15 protein-coding genes are annotated in these 15,967 nt (G+C 57.9%); 6 read left to right on the forward strand and 9 right to left on the reverse strand.

Annotation, left to right across the window (positions count from 1 at the left end; translation table 11 throughout):
* Window positions 1–13: 13 nt before the first annotated feature.
* From BLR20_RS13315 to vioA, 3 genes are all read right to left on the reverse strand, one after another.
* Entirely contained in the window at window positions 14–3,538 is a 3,525-nt protein-coding gene (locus tag BLR20_RS13315) for a glycosyltransferase (RefSeq protein WP_054993996.1), read from the reverse strand.
* Between the two features lie 75 nt (window positions 3,539–3,613).
* Complete coding sequence (locus tag BLR20_RS13320; RefSeq protein WP_054993997.1) at window positions 3,614–4,339, reverse strand: methyltransferase domain-containing protein; 726 nt, start codon at window positions 4,337–4,339, stop codon at window positions 3,614–3,616.
* Window positions 4,339–5,457, reverse strand: a complete 1,119-nt coding sequence (gene vioA / locus BLR20_RS13325) for a dTDP-4-amino-4,6-dideoxy-D-glucose aminotransferase VioA (protein WP_032611934.1) — start codon at window positions 5,455–5,457, stop codon at window positions 4,339–4,341. Before vioA ends, BLR20_RS13320 begins: the two co-directional genes overlap by 1 nt.
* Window positions 5,458–5,839: 382 nt before the next feature.
* Here vioA and BLR20_RS13330 point away from each other — a divergent pair, with 382 nt between their 5' ends.
* On the forward strand, window positions 5,840–7,081 hold the full coding sequence (locus tag BLR20_RS13330) for a glutamine synthetase family protein (protein WP_162235670.1): 1,242 nt from the start codon (window positions 5,840–5,842) through the stop codon (window positions 7,079–7,081).
* Between the two features lie 54 nt (window positions 7,082–7,135).
* Window positions 7,136–8,566 carry an MFS transporter gene (locus BLR20_RS13335; RefSeq protein ID WP_054993998.1) on the forward strand — a complete coding sequence of 477 codons (1,431 nt, stop codon included), beginning with the start codon at window positions 7,136–7,138 and terminating at the stop codon, window positions 8,564–8,566.
* A gap of 68 nt (window positions 8,567–8,634) precedes the next feature.
* On the opposite strand, the gene BLR20_RS13340 is transcribed toward BLR20_RS13335, so the two are convergent.
* From BLR20_RS13340 to flgA, 4 genes are all read right to left on the reverse strand, one after another.
* On the reverse strand, window positions 8,635–9,381 hold the full coding sequence (locus BLR20_RS13340) for a flagellar brake protein (RefSeq protein WP_003316768.1): 747 nt from the start codon (window positions 9,379–9,381) through the stop codon (window positions 8,635–8,637).
* An 82-nt stretch (window positions 9,382–9,463) separates the two neighbouring features.
* Complete coding sequence (locus BLR20_RS13345) at window positions 9,464–9,931, reverse strand: flagella synthesis protein FlgN (protein ID WP_054993999.1); 468 nt, start codon at window positions 9,929–9,931, stop codon at window positions 9,464–9,466.
* 49 nt (window positions 9,932–9,980) lie between these two features.
* Window positions 9,981–10,295 (reverse strand): flagellar biosynthesis anti-sigma factor FlgM, encoded by a 315-nt coding sequence (flgM, locus tag BLR20_RS13350; protein WP_010428051.1) that lies wholly within the window; start codon window positions 10,293–10,295, stop codon window positions 9,981–9,983.
* A 161-nt stretch (window positions 10,296–10,456) separates the two neighbouring features.
* Complete coding sequence (gene flgA, locus BLR20_RS13355) at window positions 10,457–11,215, reverse strand: flagellar basal body P-ring formation chaperone FlgA (RefSeq protein WP_003417867.1); 759 nt, start codon at window positions 11,213–11,215, stop codon at window positions 10,457–10,459.
* A 77-nt stretch (window positions 11,216–11,292) separates the two neighbouring features.
* Here flgA and BLR20_RS13360 point away from each other — a divergent pair, with 77 nt between their 5' ends.
* Both BLR20_RS13360 and cheR read left to right on the forward strand, forming a co-directional pair.
* Window positions 11,293–12,219: a chemotaxis protein CheV gene (locus BLR20_RS13360; RefSeq protein ID WP_010428050.1), complete on the forward strand. Its 927-nt coding sequence runs from the start codon at window positions 11,293–11,295 to the stop codon at window positions 12,217–12,219.
* A 51-nt stretch (window positions 12,220–12,270) separates the two neighbouring features.
* On the forward strand, window positions 12,271–13,098 hold the full coding sequence (gene cheR / locus BLR20_RS13365; RefSeq protein WP_003347319.1) for a protein-glutamate O-methyltransferase CheR: 828 nt from the start codon (window positions 12,271–12,273) through the stop codon (window positions 13,096–13,098).
* Between the two features lie 93 nt (window positions 13,099–13,191).
* Here cheR and cynR read toward each other — a convergent pair whose 3' ends face one another.
* Window positions 13,192–14,106: a transcriptional regulator CynR gene (gene cynR / locus BLR20_RS13370; RefSeq protein WP_032611927.1), complete on the reverse strand. Its 915-nt coding sequence runs from the start codon at window positions 14,104–14,106 to the stop codon at window positions 13,192–13,194.
* Between the two features lie 73 nt (window positions 14,107–14,179).
* Here cynR and cynS point away from each other — a divergent pair, with 73 nt between their 5' ends.
* Both cynS and BLR20_RS13380 read left to right on the forward strand, forming a co-directional pair.
* Window positions 14,180–14,647, forward strand: a complete 468-nt coding sequence (gene cynS, locus BLR20_RS13375; RefSeq protein ID WP_010428048.1) for a cyanase — start codon at window positions 14,180–14,182, stop codon at window positions 14,645–14,647.
* A gap of 10 nt (window positions 14,648–14,657) precedes the next feature.
* A complete protein-coding gene (locus BLR20_RS13380) occupies window positions 14,658–15,131 on the forward strand; it encodes a nuclear transport factor 2 family protein (protein WP_010428047.1) in 474 nt (157 codons plus the stop codon).
* Between the two features lie 46 nt (window positions 15,132–15,177).
* On the opposite strand, the gene BLR20_RS28120 is transcribed toward BLR20_RS13380, so the two are convergent.
* Window positions 15,178–15,957 (reverse strand): hypothetical protein, encoded by a 780-nt coding sequence (locus BLR20_RS28120; RefSeq protein WP_235810013.1) that lies wholly within the window; start codon window positions 15,955–15,957, stop codon window positions 15,178–15,180.
* Window positions 15,958–15,967: the final 10 nt, after the last annotated feature.

A 15,967-nucleotide genomic window follows, 5' to 3' on the forward strand; every position in this document is an offset into this window, starting at 1 on the left:
GCGGTGACTCAAGTCACGAGGAGGGCGCCCAGTGACCGCACCATTCCTGCAGGTGCGCCTTGTCCAGCATCCGGTTTTGCAACACTTCGCGCCTCAGCTCATCCCCTCGCTGCGCTGACTGCTCGGGGTGATCGATGTGCGCTTCTATTGCTGCGATCCAGGCCGACGGAGCCTCGCTGACAGCGGTTACCGGCAGGTTGCTTTCAGCGCACAGGCTGTCGCTGCAGATGACCGGATAGCCACACGCGCCCAACGCCAGCAGGGAAGCTGCGCCTTTGCTCTGGCTCAGCAGATTCGATCTGGCCGGCACCAGTACCAGATCCAGATTCAGACTGGCCAGTGCGCCCGGGAATAATGCTCCTTCCACCGACGCGCGCAATTCGTGGATATAAGGCCGCAGCCAGCGGGAGCAGGGGCCCATGATGACCCACTCGACGCGGTCGGCCAGCGCTTTGATGACCTCTGTCAGCATCAGCAAATCATCCAGTCCGGACACTTCCCCGACCCAGCCGACACGCGGTTTGGGCCGCGTCTGACGTTGGCTCTGCAGGTTCAGCCAGACGCTCGGATCAAGTCGGTCCTCGATGACCCGCACATCGGGATGCGAATCTCCCAGCAGCTCGGCCAGCGCCTGGGTCGGCACTGTCACCCGATCAGCCCGCGCCAGCCCGTGACGCAATGACGCCTGCACCGCAGCGAGTGGCGGGGCGCCCTTGGCGATTTCAGCGTAAGCCGGATACTCCGGCAGGTCGTAGACCACCCGGGCATTGGTATGGTCCTTGATCGCGTTGATGCTGGCGATCAGGCTATCGTTTACCGGCCCCTGAATGACCACGGCGTCGGGGCTGAGCCTGGCGATCTCCACGAACGGGAGTGGCGTATGGCTGATGACGCCGTCTACCTTGCACTCGGTACGCAGGTTTTGCACAACGGCACTGATGCGATTGCCGGCAGCCCCGTGATTGCAGGGTTGAGCGAGAACGACGGGCAGCGGACGGTGGGTCAGCGGTCGCCAGCTCAACTCGGGGTTGCTCAGCGGTGCAAAGCTTTTGCTCAGGTCCAGGTTCCTGTTGTAGGCAGGGTCCCAGGCCATGTAGTGCAGCCACCGATGGGAGAGCGCGCGCGTCGCGAAGTCCAGGGCTTCGGCGTCGAACAGCGCGTCGTTCGGGCGCAGCGCAACGATGGCGTGTGGTGTCCAGACGACCAGGTGGCCGGTGCTGCGCGCCTTGAGGCACAGGTCCACATCATTGAAGTGCAGAGGGAACAAGTGCTCGTCCAGCCCTTGCACTTGTTCATGCACCGACTTGCGAATCATCAGGCAGGATCCGCTGACAGCACTGTAGTTCTGATCGGTTTCCAGGCGCTGCACATCGCTCGCGGACGTTGCGATATCACTGGCAGTGACAGGGGCAGCGGTACCATTGAGGCCCACGATGATCCCGGCCTGTACAACATTGCCATCCGTGGAAACAAGCTTCGCGCCGACCACGCCGACTTCAGGTCGCTGTGCATGGTTGAGCAGGTGGTCGAGCCATTCCGGCTGGATGATCAGGGCGTGGCTGTCCAGCATCAGCAGGTAGTCGCCCAGCGCGTGCGCGGCAGCAGAGTTGAGCAGCGCCGACGGACTTAATGTCTGCTCGTGGCGAATGACACGGATACGCTCCGATTGCATCGAGTCGATGTTCGCCAGCCATTCCCGGGTCTGCGCAGACTGGCTGTTGTTGTCACAGATCAGAATTTCATAGAACGAGTACGCCGTGTTTTCCAGAATGCTTTCCACGCAGGGCAGCAGCGTCTCCAGCGTGTCATGCGAAGTGACGAGAATCGACACCAGAGGCTGATCCACATGGCCGTAATCGATCCGGTAATGTCCCGATTTCAGGGCATGTACCTGACTGCCTGCGTAGCCGCGTGTGTGCAGATGGCGTTGCACGGTACGCGCCTGATCGTAGTTGTCCTGTGGCTGCCACATCGGCGCGATGATCATGGGCTCGGAAGAGTGAGCAAATTCGGTAAAGCCCGCATCCTCGATCATGCGCAGGATCAGGTCGAGCTCGATGGCCTGCGCATGGTCTGGATCGAAGCCGCCCACTGTCAGGGCCTTTTCCCGGTTGAACAGCCAGTTGCGGCTGGTGGCCGACGGGCAGGTCAGCAGGTAGTCCAGGCTGAAGTCCGGTCGAAACACCAGATTGGCACCTGCCTGTGCGTGCAGGGTCACCTCGTCGCCGAACACGGCGCAGGCTTCGGGGGCTTCGATCATTTTCAGCACGGCACACAGCAGGCCGCTCTGGGTGAAGGTGATGCCCGCGTCGACCAGAATCCACCAGGCATGGTCATTCTCCTGCATCAACTCGTTGATGACCGTTGCGCGGTTTTCCACGCTGGCCTGCAGCCAGGGCAACTGAGCCTGCAGTGGCGTCTGCTGGTTCCTGTCGTAATCGGCGAGGACAAAGACCTTGAGTTTGTCGAGCAGCGGCGCATCCGAGGCCAGGCTCTGCAGCGTACTCAATACGCTCTCGGGTTGCTGATTGAAGTCCGACACGACGATGGCAATCGCCGGGCCGCCATCATGTTGTTGCAAGTGCTCGGCGAGCAGCGCGTGCTGTGCGGGGGTAGGACGACGGTGACCCAGCCATTGGGCCGCACGGGTATTGCGAACGGTGGCTTCGGGCCTTCTGTCGAAATACGCCAGCAGGTCCATCTCCTGAACATTGTCGCGCTGCGCCAACGGCGCGATTCTGACTTTGCCATTGAACTCGTCAGGCCTTACCCAGCCCAGTTCGCGGGTCAGCCTGTAGTGGTTGGCGTGACCGTCGCGAGAAAGATGAGGGCTCGTGCGCCCCAGTTCACTGGTTTGCTGATCTGAAACCCTGAAGTACGACAACGGTCGCGCCAGCATTGCCAGGTTACCCTGACGAAGCAGCTTCAGATAAAGCGCAACGTCACCCAGACCCCAGACGAAAACGCCTTTGAGCGACATGATTTCCTGACCGAACGCGAGCACGTCTTCGCGGCGGCACATCACCGAAGCCGGTTCGCCGATGAAGTTGACCGGGTGTTGAGCCAGAAACGAGACGAGCTGCGGCCCGTCAATGACGACGTTCTGGCCGAAGGGGTAAGCGGTGTATATGTTGTCGGGCAGCAGATCGCCATTGCTGTCGATCCGTTTGCGCACTGCCGACACCAGCTTGATATCCGGGCTGTCATGCAGCACATCGAACAGCAGGCGGACACAGTCTGGCAGCAGGATGTCGTCGTCATATAGGAATTTGATGTACTGACCCTGCGCCAGGCTGATCGCTCTGGCGTTGTTGTATTCCTCGCCCAGTGGCGTCTCGTTCCTGAAGTAACGGATCGGCCAGCGGCTGCCCGGACTGAGCTTGTCGACAATGGTCTTGATGCCTTCGTCGCGGCAGTCGTCAGTGATGATGATCTCGATTTCGTCATGATTCTGCCGGAGTGCGCTGGCAAGCGATGCTTCAAAAAAAGCAGGCTTGTAAGCCGGAATAACAATACTGACCAGACGTGAAGAACTCATCGCATTACCACGTGTGCAAAATGTTGAAAAAACCAACTGTTCAGCGCAGTCGGCATCCTTGATCGATAGCTGAAGTCAGGCTTTTCGGCCTATGTACAAGACCGACTGTTCGGTAATGCCATGCTGCTTGAATACGCCCTCGCCGAATGCTCCGGTACCGAGGGCATCGACGTGAAAACCGGCCTGTTCGAGGCGGGCCAGAAAGTCGTGCCGGGCATACATGCGCACATGATCGTCCTGACCGAAGCGCGCCCAGCGTTCGTCGACACTGGGTTCATCCGGGTCTTCATCGGTTTCGGTGGCGGTCAGCAGAATCGGCACCATCAGGATTGCAGAACCACCTTTGGCCAGAACGCGATAGAGCTCGGACATTGCCTTTGCATCGTCACGTACATGTTCAAGTACATGTGAGCAGACGATGAGATCGAAAGACTCATCGGTGTAGAGGTTCATGTCCATGATATCGACCTTGTCATCTGCCATGGGCGAGAACAGGTCGGCGGAGCGATAGCGGGCATTGGGCAGGCTACGCAGAAACCCGGACAGCACCGGCGCCGGTGCGATATCCAGTATGCGTAACACTGTGCCGTCAGGGTTATTCAGCATGTGCATGGCATACAGCGCGTAAAGCCGGTCGCGATCCGAGGCTGCGCATTCCGGGCAGCTGTACTGGCTGACATTCAGGGTTTCGTAGTCTTCCATCGAGTAATGAACGTTCAATCGATGGGCTGTTTCCAGGTAGCTTCTTCCCAGCGGATAGAAGTTCGGAAAACGACAGGAGCAGACCGGGCACGTGCGCATTAGCAGTTCTCTTTGCTGGCGTTGACGATCACATTCATCACGCTGTCGAAGGCTTCATCCGTCAGGCTGTCGAAGATCGGCAGGCACAGGATCTGGCTGGACAGGCCGCTCGCAACGCTGAGGCGATCGGGTTTTGCCGACTCCAGGCCCCGGTACATCGGGAAGGTGGAGATGAGCGGATAGAAGTAACGGCGCGCGAGGATATTGTGGTCGCGGAACCGCTGGTAAAGGTCATCGCGGGAAATCGCGAAGTCTTCGGTAACCAGCACCGGAAAGTATGAATAGTTGTGTTTTTCGGTGCTCTTCCAGAGGATTTTCAGGCCCGGGATGTTTGCCAGCGCATCGCGATAGCGCTCATCGATACGCTGCCGCTTGAGTAGCGCTGCATCGATGTACTTCAACTGGAGCAGGCCAAACGCGGCGTTGATTTCACTCATCTTGCCGTTGATGCCCGGCGCGACCACCGTGACCTCGTCGGCGAAACCGAAGTTTTTCAGGTAATCGATGCGTTGTTTGGTCTTGGCATCCGGACTGACGATGGCGCCCCCTTCGAAGGTGTTGAACACCTTGGTGGCGTGAAAGCTCAGGACCGACAGGTCACCGTGATTCAACAGGCTGTGCCCGCGATGCTGTACGCCGAAGGCGTGGGCAGCGTCGTAGATGACCTTCAGGCCGTAACGATCGGCGATCTGCTGGATCCGGTCCACGTCACAGGGGATGCCGTAGCAGTGGACGGGCATGATCGCCGTGGTTGCCGGGGTAATGGCTTCTTCGATTCGGTCCGGGTCCAGGTTGTAAGTGCCCGGATCAATGTCGACGAAAACCGGCGTCAGGCTGTTCCAGAGCAGCGAATGGGCGGTTGCGACGAACGAGTAGGGCGTGGTGATGACCTCGCCCTTGATGCGCAGCGCCTGGATGGCGGTCATCAGCGCCAGGGTGCCGTTGGAAAACAGCGAAAGGTGTTGCACGCCCAGGTACTCGGCCAGCTCCTTTTCCAACTGCTGGTGAAACGGACCGCCGTTGGTGAGCTGACGACTTTCCCATATCTCTTCGAGGTAGGGAATGAACTCCTCCAGAGGCGGTAACAGAGGACGAGTTACGGGAATCGGTGCGCTCATGGAGGGGTCTCTGCTCGTGTTTATCCGATTGCTGTTCGAAAGGGCATCAGCTTCAAAGGCTTCCCTGTCTGAAGTCGCCATTGACATAAAAATGACAGTCGAACTGTTGTGATCCTGGTACACAGCAAGAACCCGGCCAAAACCACTTTCGCCAGCGCGTGCAGTGGTTACGTCGTGATCGTGACCACGGAGTCTTTTCAGCGCTTGAAATCCTGAACGTCCGCTGCGTATTTTGTACGGGTTGCCGCCACGCGGCCTGGACGATGACAAAGGATTGACCATGACACGCAATGACCCCCATTCGCCTGCGCAGCAGCTGATGGGCATTGATGAAGTGGAGTGCGTGACCCCGGATTTGAACGGTGTGCCGCGCGGCAAGGTGATGACGGCTGAAGGATTTCTCGAGGGCCGTCGTTTGCAGCTGGCGCGCGGCGTGTTGCTGCAATGCATCATGGGCGGGTATCCGCCGGCGCGCTTTTACGGCAGTGATGACGGCGATCTGGCGCTGATCAGTGATCCACAGCAGCTCCACCGTCTGCCCTGGAGCACGTCGCCGCGTGCCTTGGCCATCTGTGATGCGCAGGACCTCGATGGCCAGCCATGCATGCTCTCCACCCGCAATCAGCTCAAGGCAGTCATTGCCCGTTACGCCGCACGGGGCCTGGTGCCAGTGGTGGCCACCGAACTTGAGTTTTTTGTCTTTGCGCCCAATCCCGAGCCGCTTTATCCCTTTGAGCCGCCGACAGGGCTGGACGGACGACGCGAACAGGGGCATTCGGCATTCAGCGTCAGCTCCAACAACGGTTTGCGACCTTTCTTCGCCGAGGTGTATGCCTGCATGGCAGCGCTGGGGCTGCCGCGTGACACCGTGATGCACGAGATGGGTGTCAGCCAGTTCGAGATCAACCTGTTGCATGGCGATCCGCTGCTGCTGGCCGATCAGACTTTTCTGTTCAAGCACCTGCTCAAGGAAGTCGCGCTCAAGCACGGGCTCATCGCGGTGTGCATGGCCAAACCGCTCGCCCATACGGCGGGCAGTTCGATGCATATTCATCAGAGTGTGGTGGCAGCGGAGACCGCAATGAACGTCTTCAGTGACGCGCAGGGTGAGCCGACTGACCTGTTTGGTCATTTTATTGCTGGTCAGCAAGCCTGCATGGCGGACTTCACCGCGCTGTTCGCGCCCAATGTGAATTCCTATCAGCGCCTGTGCCACCCTTACGCGTCACCCAATAACGCTTGCTGGTCGTACGATAATCGCGCTGCCGGATTACGCATTCCATCGAGTGCAGCGGCGGCCAGAAGGGTGGAGAATCGTCTGCCGGGCGCTGACGCCAATCCTTATCTGGCCATCGCGGCAAGTCTGGCGGCCGGGTTGTACGGCATCGAGCAGCAACTGCAACCGACGCCGCCCCTGCAGGGCGAACTGGAGGTGCCGGAAGAATTGTCGTTGCCGTGTACCTTGCACGCTGCTTTGGAGCGTCTGAAAAGCAGTCAGTTGGCCAAGGAACTGTTTGGTCATGAATTCATCGAAGGCTACATCGCGTCGAAGACCCTGGAACTGACCAGTTTTTTTGACGAGATAACCCCCTGGGAACGGCGTGTGCTGGCTGCTCAGGTTTAAGAATCGCAGTGTCGGGCTCGCCCAGTCGGGCGACTCCCTATTTTTGGAAAGTTGATGCGCCAAATCTGGAAGTCCTTTCGAGCGCTTTATTTTGCCTCGTTGATGATGTTGATCGGCTCAGGTCTGCTGAGCACTTATCTTGCGCTGCGCCTGGCCGCCGATCAGGTTGACAGCCTGTGGGTCGGTGCGTTGATGGCGGCCAACTACTTCGGTCTGGTGCTGGGTGGCAAGATCGGTCACCGCCTGATCGGCCGTGTCGGTCATATTCGCGCCTACGCCACCTGTGCCGGCATCGTCGGTGCCGCGGTGCTCGGGCATGGCCTGATCAGCTGGTTGCCAGCCTGGCTGGTGCTGAGGGTGATCGTCGGTCTGGGCATGATGTGCCAATACATGGTCATCGAGAGCTGGCTGAACGAGCAGGCGGCCGCCAAACAGCGCGGCATGGTCTTCAGCGGCTACATGATCGCGTCCTACCTGGGGCTGGTGCTGGGTCAACTGGTACTGGTGGTGCACCCGCAACTGGGGCCTGAACTGCTGATGCTGGTGGCGATGTGTTTCGCTCTGTGCCTGGTGCCGGTCGCGATGACCCGCGCGATTCACCCGGCACCGCTGCATCCGGCACCACTGGAGCCGCGCTTCTTCATGAAGCGTGTGCCGCAGTCGTTGACGGCGGTACTGGGCGCCGGTCTGATCATCGGTTCGTTCTACGGTCTGGCACCGGTCTACGCCGCCGAGCAGGGGCTGTCCACCGAGCAGGTCGGTCTGTTCATGGGCTGCTGCATTCTGGCCGGGTTTCTGGTGCAGTGGCCGTTGGGCCTGCTGTCCGACCGCTATGACCGTTCTGTACTGATGCGTATCTTTGCCGCCGCCCTGGTGGTGGCGTCTTTGCCGCTGGCGGTGTTTCCCAGCGTGCCGGTCGAGGTGCTGTTCGGTGTCGGTTTTCTGGCCTCGCTGATGCAGTTCTGCCTTTATCCGCTGGCAGTGGCATTCGCCAATGACCACGTCGAGGCCGAGCGCCGAGTGTCGCTGACGGCCATGTTGCTCATGACCTACGGCATTGGTGCCAGTATCGGTCCCTTGGCAGCGGGTGTGGTGATGAAGCTGTTTGGCGGTCACATGCTGTACGCGTTCGTCTGTGGCGCTGGCGTGATTCTGGTACTGCTGATCAGGCCCAAGGCCGTCACTCACTTGCACCAGGTCGAAAACGCACCGCTGCACCACGTTGCGATGCCGGACAGTATGTCCAGCTCGCCGCTGGTGGTTGCACTTGACCCGCGTGTCGACGAGCAGGTGGTTCAGGAACAGATGCAGGCGACCGTTGAGCCAGAGCCAGAGCCGGATTCCGAGGTGGTGTCTGAAGCGGAGGTCGAGACGGAAGGCGAGGTTATGGCTCAGACCGAGACGGCTGCCGGAGCGGAAACCGCCGAAACCGCCGAAGCCGATGAGCATGAACGCGAGCGTGAAAGCGAGACCTGGAAGGCCTGAGGGGTAGAGGAGGGCAGCGCACGATTGCGGCCGTAACGCCGCAATCGTCGGGGATTTTCAGCTGAGTGTCAGAAGTCGTCGTCTTTGTCGAAGCGTCGTGCTTCGCGCTGTAACTGATAGACGAAACGTTCGACCTGACGCTGCACCAGCCCACTCATATTGTGGAAGCGTACGCCGGCAAAGGTAGTGTTGATTCTTTCTTCGAAATGCAGATGGCGTAACTCGACAGGCGCGGTCATGGCACCGAAAGGCAGCTTGGCAACAAAGCGTTCGTATACCTGGCCCAATTGCATGCGATCGGACACGTCGCCCTCGAAGCGCAACTTGCAGCCGGTGGCAGAAATATCCAGCAGCTTGCCGGCCAGCGTGAACTTCAGGCGGTCACCGCCGATTTCGACGTCGACCAGTTGCGCCAGCTTCAGCGCGGCCCGGAATGCGTTGCGCCGCTGGTGATAAACCACTTCCTCAGGCATCGGACCACGGTACATGCGTTGACCGTCGGTGCTGAGGATGTCCATTTGCGCAGTACTTTCCCAGGCAATCCGCACGCCGTCGTGAAAGCCTTCGACACGGAAGGATTCGCCGTTGCTCAGAAAGCGTTCGCCATCGCGGGGGATCATTTCGTCGAGGGCCATGACGTTGTTGTCACGGTCGACTTCAAGCATATAGCTTTGAAAGCGCTGGGGGCGCTCATGAAAGGTAATGATCAGAGGATCATGACTCTCGAGTAGCAGCCGCAGGTTGGCGGCAATTTCCAAAGGTGTATTGAGAACCTTCGGGGGCTGCGGAGCATCGTCCGCGCTTGAGCCATTCACGTTCTTGAATCTCCAGGCAAAATACTACGGCAACGCAACATCAGGCATTCTGCCACCATGCACGAAACCTTGATACAGGAAGTTACGCCTGACTCAGAGGGCGTGGTTTTGCTCTAAGTGCAGTCGACCCGCGGCTGTCATAGAGTGTAGGCGTATCGCCACCGTTCAAGATGCGAAGCTGGTGAGCGGTACTGACCTGCTGCATCTGGATCAGACTACCATTGTGCTCGTTGAGCGTCTGGCATTCGTTGATCAACGTATTCAGTTCGTCGGCAGCCAGCAGCAATTGCTCGCCGATATCCGACTGCTCGGCCAGTTGCTGGAGACCACTGCGATTGGCTGACAGCCCCATGCCCGCAAGCACCTGGCTACGTTTGCGACCATGCTGATCGAGAAGAATGACCAGCGCCTGTTTCTGCGCCAGGACCTGCTCCATCTCGCCCATGTCGCGACCGTGGAGAATCAATGATTCGGCCTGCAACAGCTCATGGAGCTGTCGGGCCGAAACCATGTCGTCGTTGATCATCTGCAGCAAAGTAGTGTCTTGCATCGCATGCTCTGGTTTTTAAGCGTCCAGAATATCCAGCGCCAGCCTTGGCTTAGCGTTGGGTTTCGAAATTCAACAGTTTGCTGGCGACACGGTTGCTGTCCACTGTGTAACTACCGTCGGCGATGGCCTGTTTGAGCTCGGCAACGCGAGCACTATTGACGGTTGGCAGATCGGTCAGCTTGTCCGTGATTTTCTGCAACTGTTGAGCCTCACTGCTCAAGGAAAAAGTTTCCCCGGTGCTTTTGACACCTGCGGTGGCGGCAGGGGCTGGAGCATCGGTTTTGGCGGTGTCTTTACTGGCACTGGTACGTGAAGCACCGGCAACAGACTGTGAGTTGTTAAGGCGACTGAAATCTATGACCATGATTGAAAAAACCTCTGGGTGTTTGGACGCTTGCCTTGTTTTCGGCCAACCCCTATCAAACTTTAGGCTGATTTTGAGAAAGCTTCCCAATAGACGACATTTGCCGTCGGGCATTCCCCGCAGTCTAAAAAAAACACACCCTTCGCGCCACCATCAATGCATTACATAGCGACTTCCACCTGCCCTGGGCCGGTGACGCTTGCTTTGATCACCCGCTGGGAATTGAGGTTTTTCACCCGTATCTGTTCGTTGAAGCCTCCATCGGACATTGCTTCGCCGGGCATGCGAACCGCCAGCGAGCCGCTGCGGGCGATGATGACCACCTGATCGCCCTTGTGAACCATTTGTGGCTGTTCAAGCGCCACCGGGGTAATGACCTGGTCGATGACCATCTGTCGGACAACCTTCTGACCGACTGCCTGATCCAGCGACGCCAGAAAACCCTGGCCCAGGCTGCTGACATCGCGCTCGCGCATTGCAACGTCTTCTTCGGTGACGATCGCGTCACGCTTGAGCGGGCGCATTACCGTCACGACGTTGCGATACAGCAGCACCTGGGCGGGCACAAACACCGTCCAGGGCGAAGAACCTTCGCAGCGCACCCGTACGGTAACCCGGCCAACCGGGCGCGGACTTTCCAGTGTGGCTGTCAAATCCTTGTCGCAGGCACCCATCCTTAAACGCGGGTCGAGCTGCTTGACCTGTATCTCATGACGCCCGTCAATCTGGTTGGTTGCCAAATAGTCTTCTACTGTGAACTCAAGAAACCCTTGGGTGACGCCGATAAGCTGTTCAGGCAGTGTGAAATTCTCGGCACGAGCAAGGGTCACCGTGCTGGAAAGGCACAGCAGGGCGATTGCGCACAGAAGCCTGCGGGTTTCTAATGCGAGGTGTCGAGAAATTGTCGTCTTTGCGTTCATGACGTAATAAATAGCAAAGCCCGTGCCGCTTGTTGATCTGGTGTCTGGGCGGCGGTCATTTTGTAAGGGGGTTCGGCATGGCAGGTGTAATGGATTCGGTAAACCAGCGAACTCAGCTGGTGGGTCAGAATCGCCTAGAGCTGCTCTTGTTCCGTCTCGACGGCAAGCAGCTCTATGGGATCAACGTCTTCAAGGTAAAAGAAGTACTGCAATGCCCGAAACTCACCATCATGCCCAAATCGAGCAAGATCGTTCGGGGCGTGGCCAACATTCGTGGCGGCACGATCCCGATCATGGATCTGGCAATGGCGACAGGATCCACAGGCATGATTTCGCTGGTTAATTCCTTCGTCATCATTACCGAGTACAACACCAAGGTTCAGGGCTTTCTGGTGCATTCTGTCGAACGCATCGTCAACATGAACTGGGAAGAGATTCATCCACCACCCAAGGGTACCGGGCGCGATCATTACCTGACCGCCGTAACCCGGGTTGATAACCAGTTGGTGGAAATCATCGACGTCGAGAAAATTCTCGCCGAAGTCGCGCCGGTGTCCGAAGAAATCTCGGTTGGTGTGATTGACGCCGAGGTTCAGCACAAAGCTGTTTCCCTGCGTGTGCTGACCGTCGACGACTCGTCGGTGGCGCGCAAACAGGTGAGCCGCTGCCTGGAAACCGTCGGGGTGGAAGTCGTAGCACTCAACGATGGTCGTCAGGCGCTGGATTACCTGCTCAAGATGGTCGCAGAAGGCAAAAAACCTGAAGAAGAGTTCCTGATGATGATCTCCGACATTGAAATGCCGGAGATGGATGGCTATACCCTTACCGCAGCAATACGCAATGATCCCCGTCTGCAGAAGATGCACATTACTCTGCATACCTCGCTGTCAGGGGTATTCAACCAAGCGATGGTCAAGAAAGTCGGCGCTGATGATTTTCTCGCGAAATTCCGGCCTGATGATCTGGCAGCCAGGGTTGTTGCGCGGATCAAGGCAGCAGAATAACCAGCCGGGGGCGTCGTCCCTGGTGATTCACATGATTTGAGAGGCGGCACTTTGTCTACGGGTAATTTGGATTTTGATCAGTTCCGGGTATTTCTGGAAAAAGCCTGTGGCATCCTGCTTGGGGAAAACAAGCAGTACCTGGTGTCCAGCCGCCTCAACAAATTGATGGAGCAGCAAAGCATCAAGTCGCTTGGCGAGTTGGTCCAGCGTATTCAGACCCAGCCGCGCAGTGGCTTGCGCGAGCAGGTGGTCGATGCGATGACCACCAACGAAACCCTGTGGTTTCGCGATACCTATCCGTTCGAAGTGCTCAAGAACAAGGTGCTGCCCGAGCAGATCAAGGCCAGCCCCGGTCAGCGACTGCGCATCTGGTCGGCGGCCTGTTCGTCGGGACAGGAACCGTATTCGCTGTCGATGTCCATCGATGAGTTCGAACGTGCCAATCAGGGTCAGCTCAAATCGGGCGTGCAGATCGTCGCAACCGATCTGTCGGGCTTGATGCTCAATAACTGCAAGACCGGCGAATACGACAGCCTGGCCATCGGCCGCGGCCTGTCGCCGGATCGTCTGCAGCGCTTTTTTGACGTGAAAAGCCCGGGCCGCTGGGTGGTCAAGGCGCCGATCAAGAGTCGTGTCGAGTTCCGCTCGTTCAACCTGCTCGACAGCTACGCCTCGCTGGGCAAATTCGATATCGTGTTCTGCCGCAACGTGCTGATTTACTTCTCCGCCGAAGTGAAGAAAGACATCCTGCTGCGCATCCATGGCACGCTCAAGCCAGGCGGCTACCTGTTTCTGGGGGCTTCCGAAGCGCTCAACGGTCTGCCTGATCACTACCAGATGGTTCAGTGCAGCCCCGGGATCATCTACAAGGCCAAGTGATGGTCTGCCAGTTGTCTGTCATGAAAAAAGAGACCTTCGGGTCTCTTTTTTTGTGGGCGACTGAAACCAGCCCTTATCGTCTGTCCATCGATTTCATGTTTGAGTTCTACTGCCGCTCACCAGTTTTGCAAAAGCGTTTGCTGCGGCACTCTGGTATCCGTTTTTACGCCGCAGCAGCGCAACCGTCCGCCCTGGCAGGGCAGGGATTGTCTGAACTTCGCGTAACCCAGGCTGCTCGCGAACGATGGCATCGGGAAGAATGGTAGCCATGCGGCCTTGGGCGACGACCTTGAGCAAAATGGCAATCGAGTTGGCTTCAAGGCCGACCGTCGGCTTGAAGTTTTGCGTCTGGCACCAGGTATCCAGCAGTTGGCGAGTGGCAAATCCAGGGGCCAGCAAGGCAAAGCGAAGCGCCTGCAGGTCCTCAAGTGTCAGCGCGACCTGAGTCTCGAGGCCAGGCTTGGCCATGACCAGGCACAGTTGTTCATCGAATAGAGGCTGGCCGTCTATCTCGACACCGTGACTGCCGGCAAAACCGATGGCCAGATCGAGCGCGTCACTGATCAATGCCTCGGTGATCTGCTCCAGGGGCAGCTCTGTGAGGATGATTGCCACGCCAGGATACAGCGCGCTGAAGCGATCGATCAGCGGCGCTATCAGGTATTCACTGAAGGTTGGCGTGACGCCGAGGCGCAATTGTCCGCGTGACAGATCGCTGACATCGTTGAGCGCACGCTTTCCGGCATCCAGCTCAAGCAGGCAGCGACGCGCGTGGTCCAGATACACACGGCCGGCATCGGTCGGCACGACACTGCGGCGGGTGCGGTCGAACAGTTGCACCCCCAGATTGCTTTCCAGTTGCCTGATCTGCTGTGACAACGCCGGTTGGGAGACATGCAGGGCCTCGGCCGCCCGGGTGAAATTGCCATGGTCAGCGACTGCCAGCAAATAGCGTATGTGGCGTAACAGCACGGCATCACCATAAGTCAGGGTTATGGCGATGATCATAAATCAGTCTTGGATCTTATGGTGATACTTACCGATGCTGTGGTTGACGTGAATTCATTCCGGAGGGTTACCAATGCCGCACAGCAATATTTCCAGGGCGCCGCGCCAGCATCTGACTGAACGTGTGTTGCAGGCCAAGACTGCAAAGAACCTGACCTGGGTGGGGCTCGCAGAAGGTACGGGGTTGAGCGTGGTGTATGTCACCGCTGCCTTGCTTGGTCAGCACCCCTTGCCGGAAGCGGTGGCCGAGGTGGTCGCCGAGCGTCTCGGGCTGGACCGGGACGCGGTCGCCGAACTGCAAACCATCCCGTTGCGCGGCAATGTCGAAGACGTCTCCAGTGACCCGACCATCTACCGCTTCCATGAAATGGTTCAGGTCTACGGCACAACGCTGAAAGCACTGGTGCATGAGCAGTTCGGCGACGGCATCATCAGCGCAATCAACTTCAAGCTCGACATCAAGAAAGTCGAAGACCCTGAAGGGGGCGAGCGAGCCGTGATCACCCTCGATGGAAAATTCCTGCCCTATAAACCGTTCTGAGGACGCTGAGATGAGTGATAAAGGAAGACCGCCATTTCCACCCTTTACCCTGGAGACCGCCATACAGAAAGTCCGCGGCGCCGAGGATGGCTGGAATTCGCGCGATGCGGCGAAAGTCGCGCTGGCCTACACCGAAGACACCTACTGGCGTAACCGCAGCGAGTTCGTCAATGGTCGCGCAGAGGCTCAGGCGTTCCTTGAGCGCAAGTGGCGCAAGGAACTGGATTATCGGTTGATCAAGGAACTGTGGGCATTTACCGATAACCGCATTGCAGTGCGTTATGCCTACGAATGGCACGACGACTCCGGCAACTGGTTCCGCTCGTACGGCAATGAGAACTGGGAGTTCGCCGCAAACGGCCTCATGCAACGGCGCTTTGCCTGCATCAACGATTTGCCGATCGCCGAGTCCGAGCGCAAATACCATTGGCCATTGGGACGCCGACCGGATGATCACCCGGGTTTGAGCGAGCTGGGTCTCTGATTGAAAGCGTTGTCCAGGCGGTGATTATCGAAAACCTCCCGGACTTTCATTCGGTGGATGGTGAGTCGGCGGCTGATGCGCTGTCGCCAAATAAGCTTTCATTACGGGTCAGTAGCTTGCCGATGAAATATTGAGCGTCACTTTTGCCTTCAGCCGTATTGGTCAGGTAATTGAAGTCTTGATCAATCCAGCCCTGTATTTTGGATTCATAATTCTCCGGGTACTGCGCTTTTTCGATGGCAGGCAATCCTTTGAAATGCTCCAGAGATTCACCGAACGCGTTGTTGAGTTTCCCAGTGCTGTTATATTCCGCCATCGCCTTGGCCGCAAACTGCTGGCGCCACAAGGATTCCTGATTGAAGTCCTCAACCCACGCAGCTTTCTTCTCGTTTACGGTAAATGTTCCGCTTTCGTCGTAGGCGATCAGTGACAGTTGATCTCTAGACATGCCTGCGATGGGATTCTCTCTACCGCCGTTTACGAATTGAGTTGCTTTCTTCGCGCGTGTCAGCAGTTCGGGATCAGTCGTGTCAGGCATCTCGGCATCATTTTTAGCCTTGTTGACGTCGTAGCGTCGGCCAATGATCTGGTCAAGCTGCTCAGCTGCTTTCGCCCCTAGTGCATCATGATCAAGGCTCGCATCTCTTGACGCCGCACGCGTCGCGCGTTCGCTGAGTTGCACAGAAAGAGAAGAAAGCTTGCCTGAGTCCTGCGTTTTGTTTGAGGTGGCAGAAGGGGGGCGGGGGGAGTTTGAAGTGGTAGATGAAAGTGAGTGGGTGCGTGCCGTAGCGCCAGTGCTGCCGTTCGTATTGACGGAGGTGACCAAAATAAAACTC

It is taken from the genome of Pseudomonas congelans (assembly GCF_900103225.1).
Classification (GTDB): Bacteria; Pseudomonadota; Gammaproteobacteria; order Pseudomonadales; family Pseudomonadaceae; genus Aquipseudomonas; species Aquipseudomonas congelans.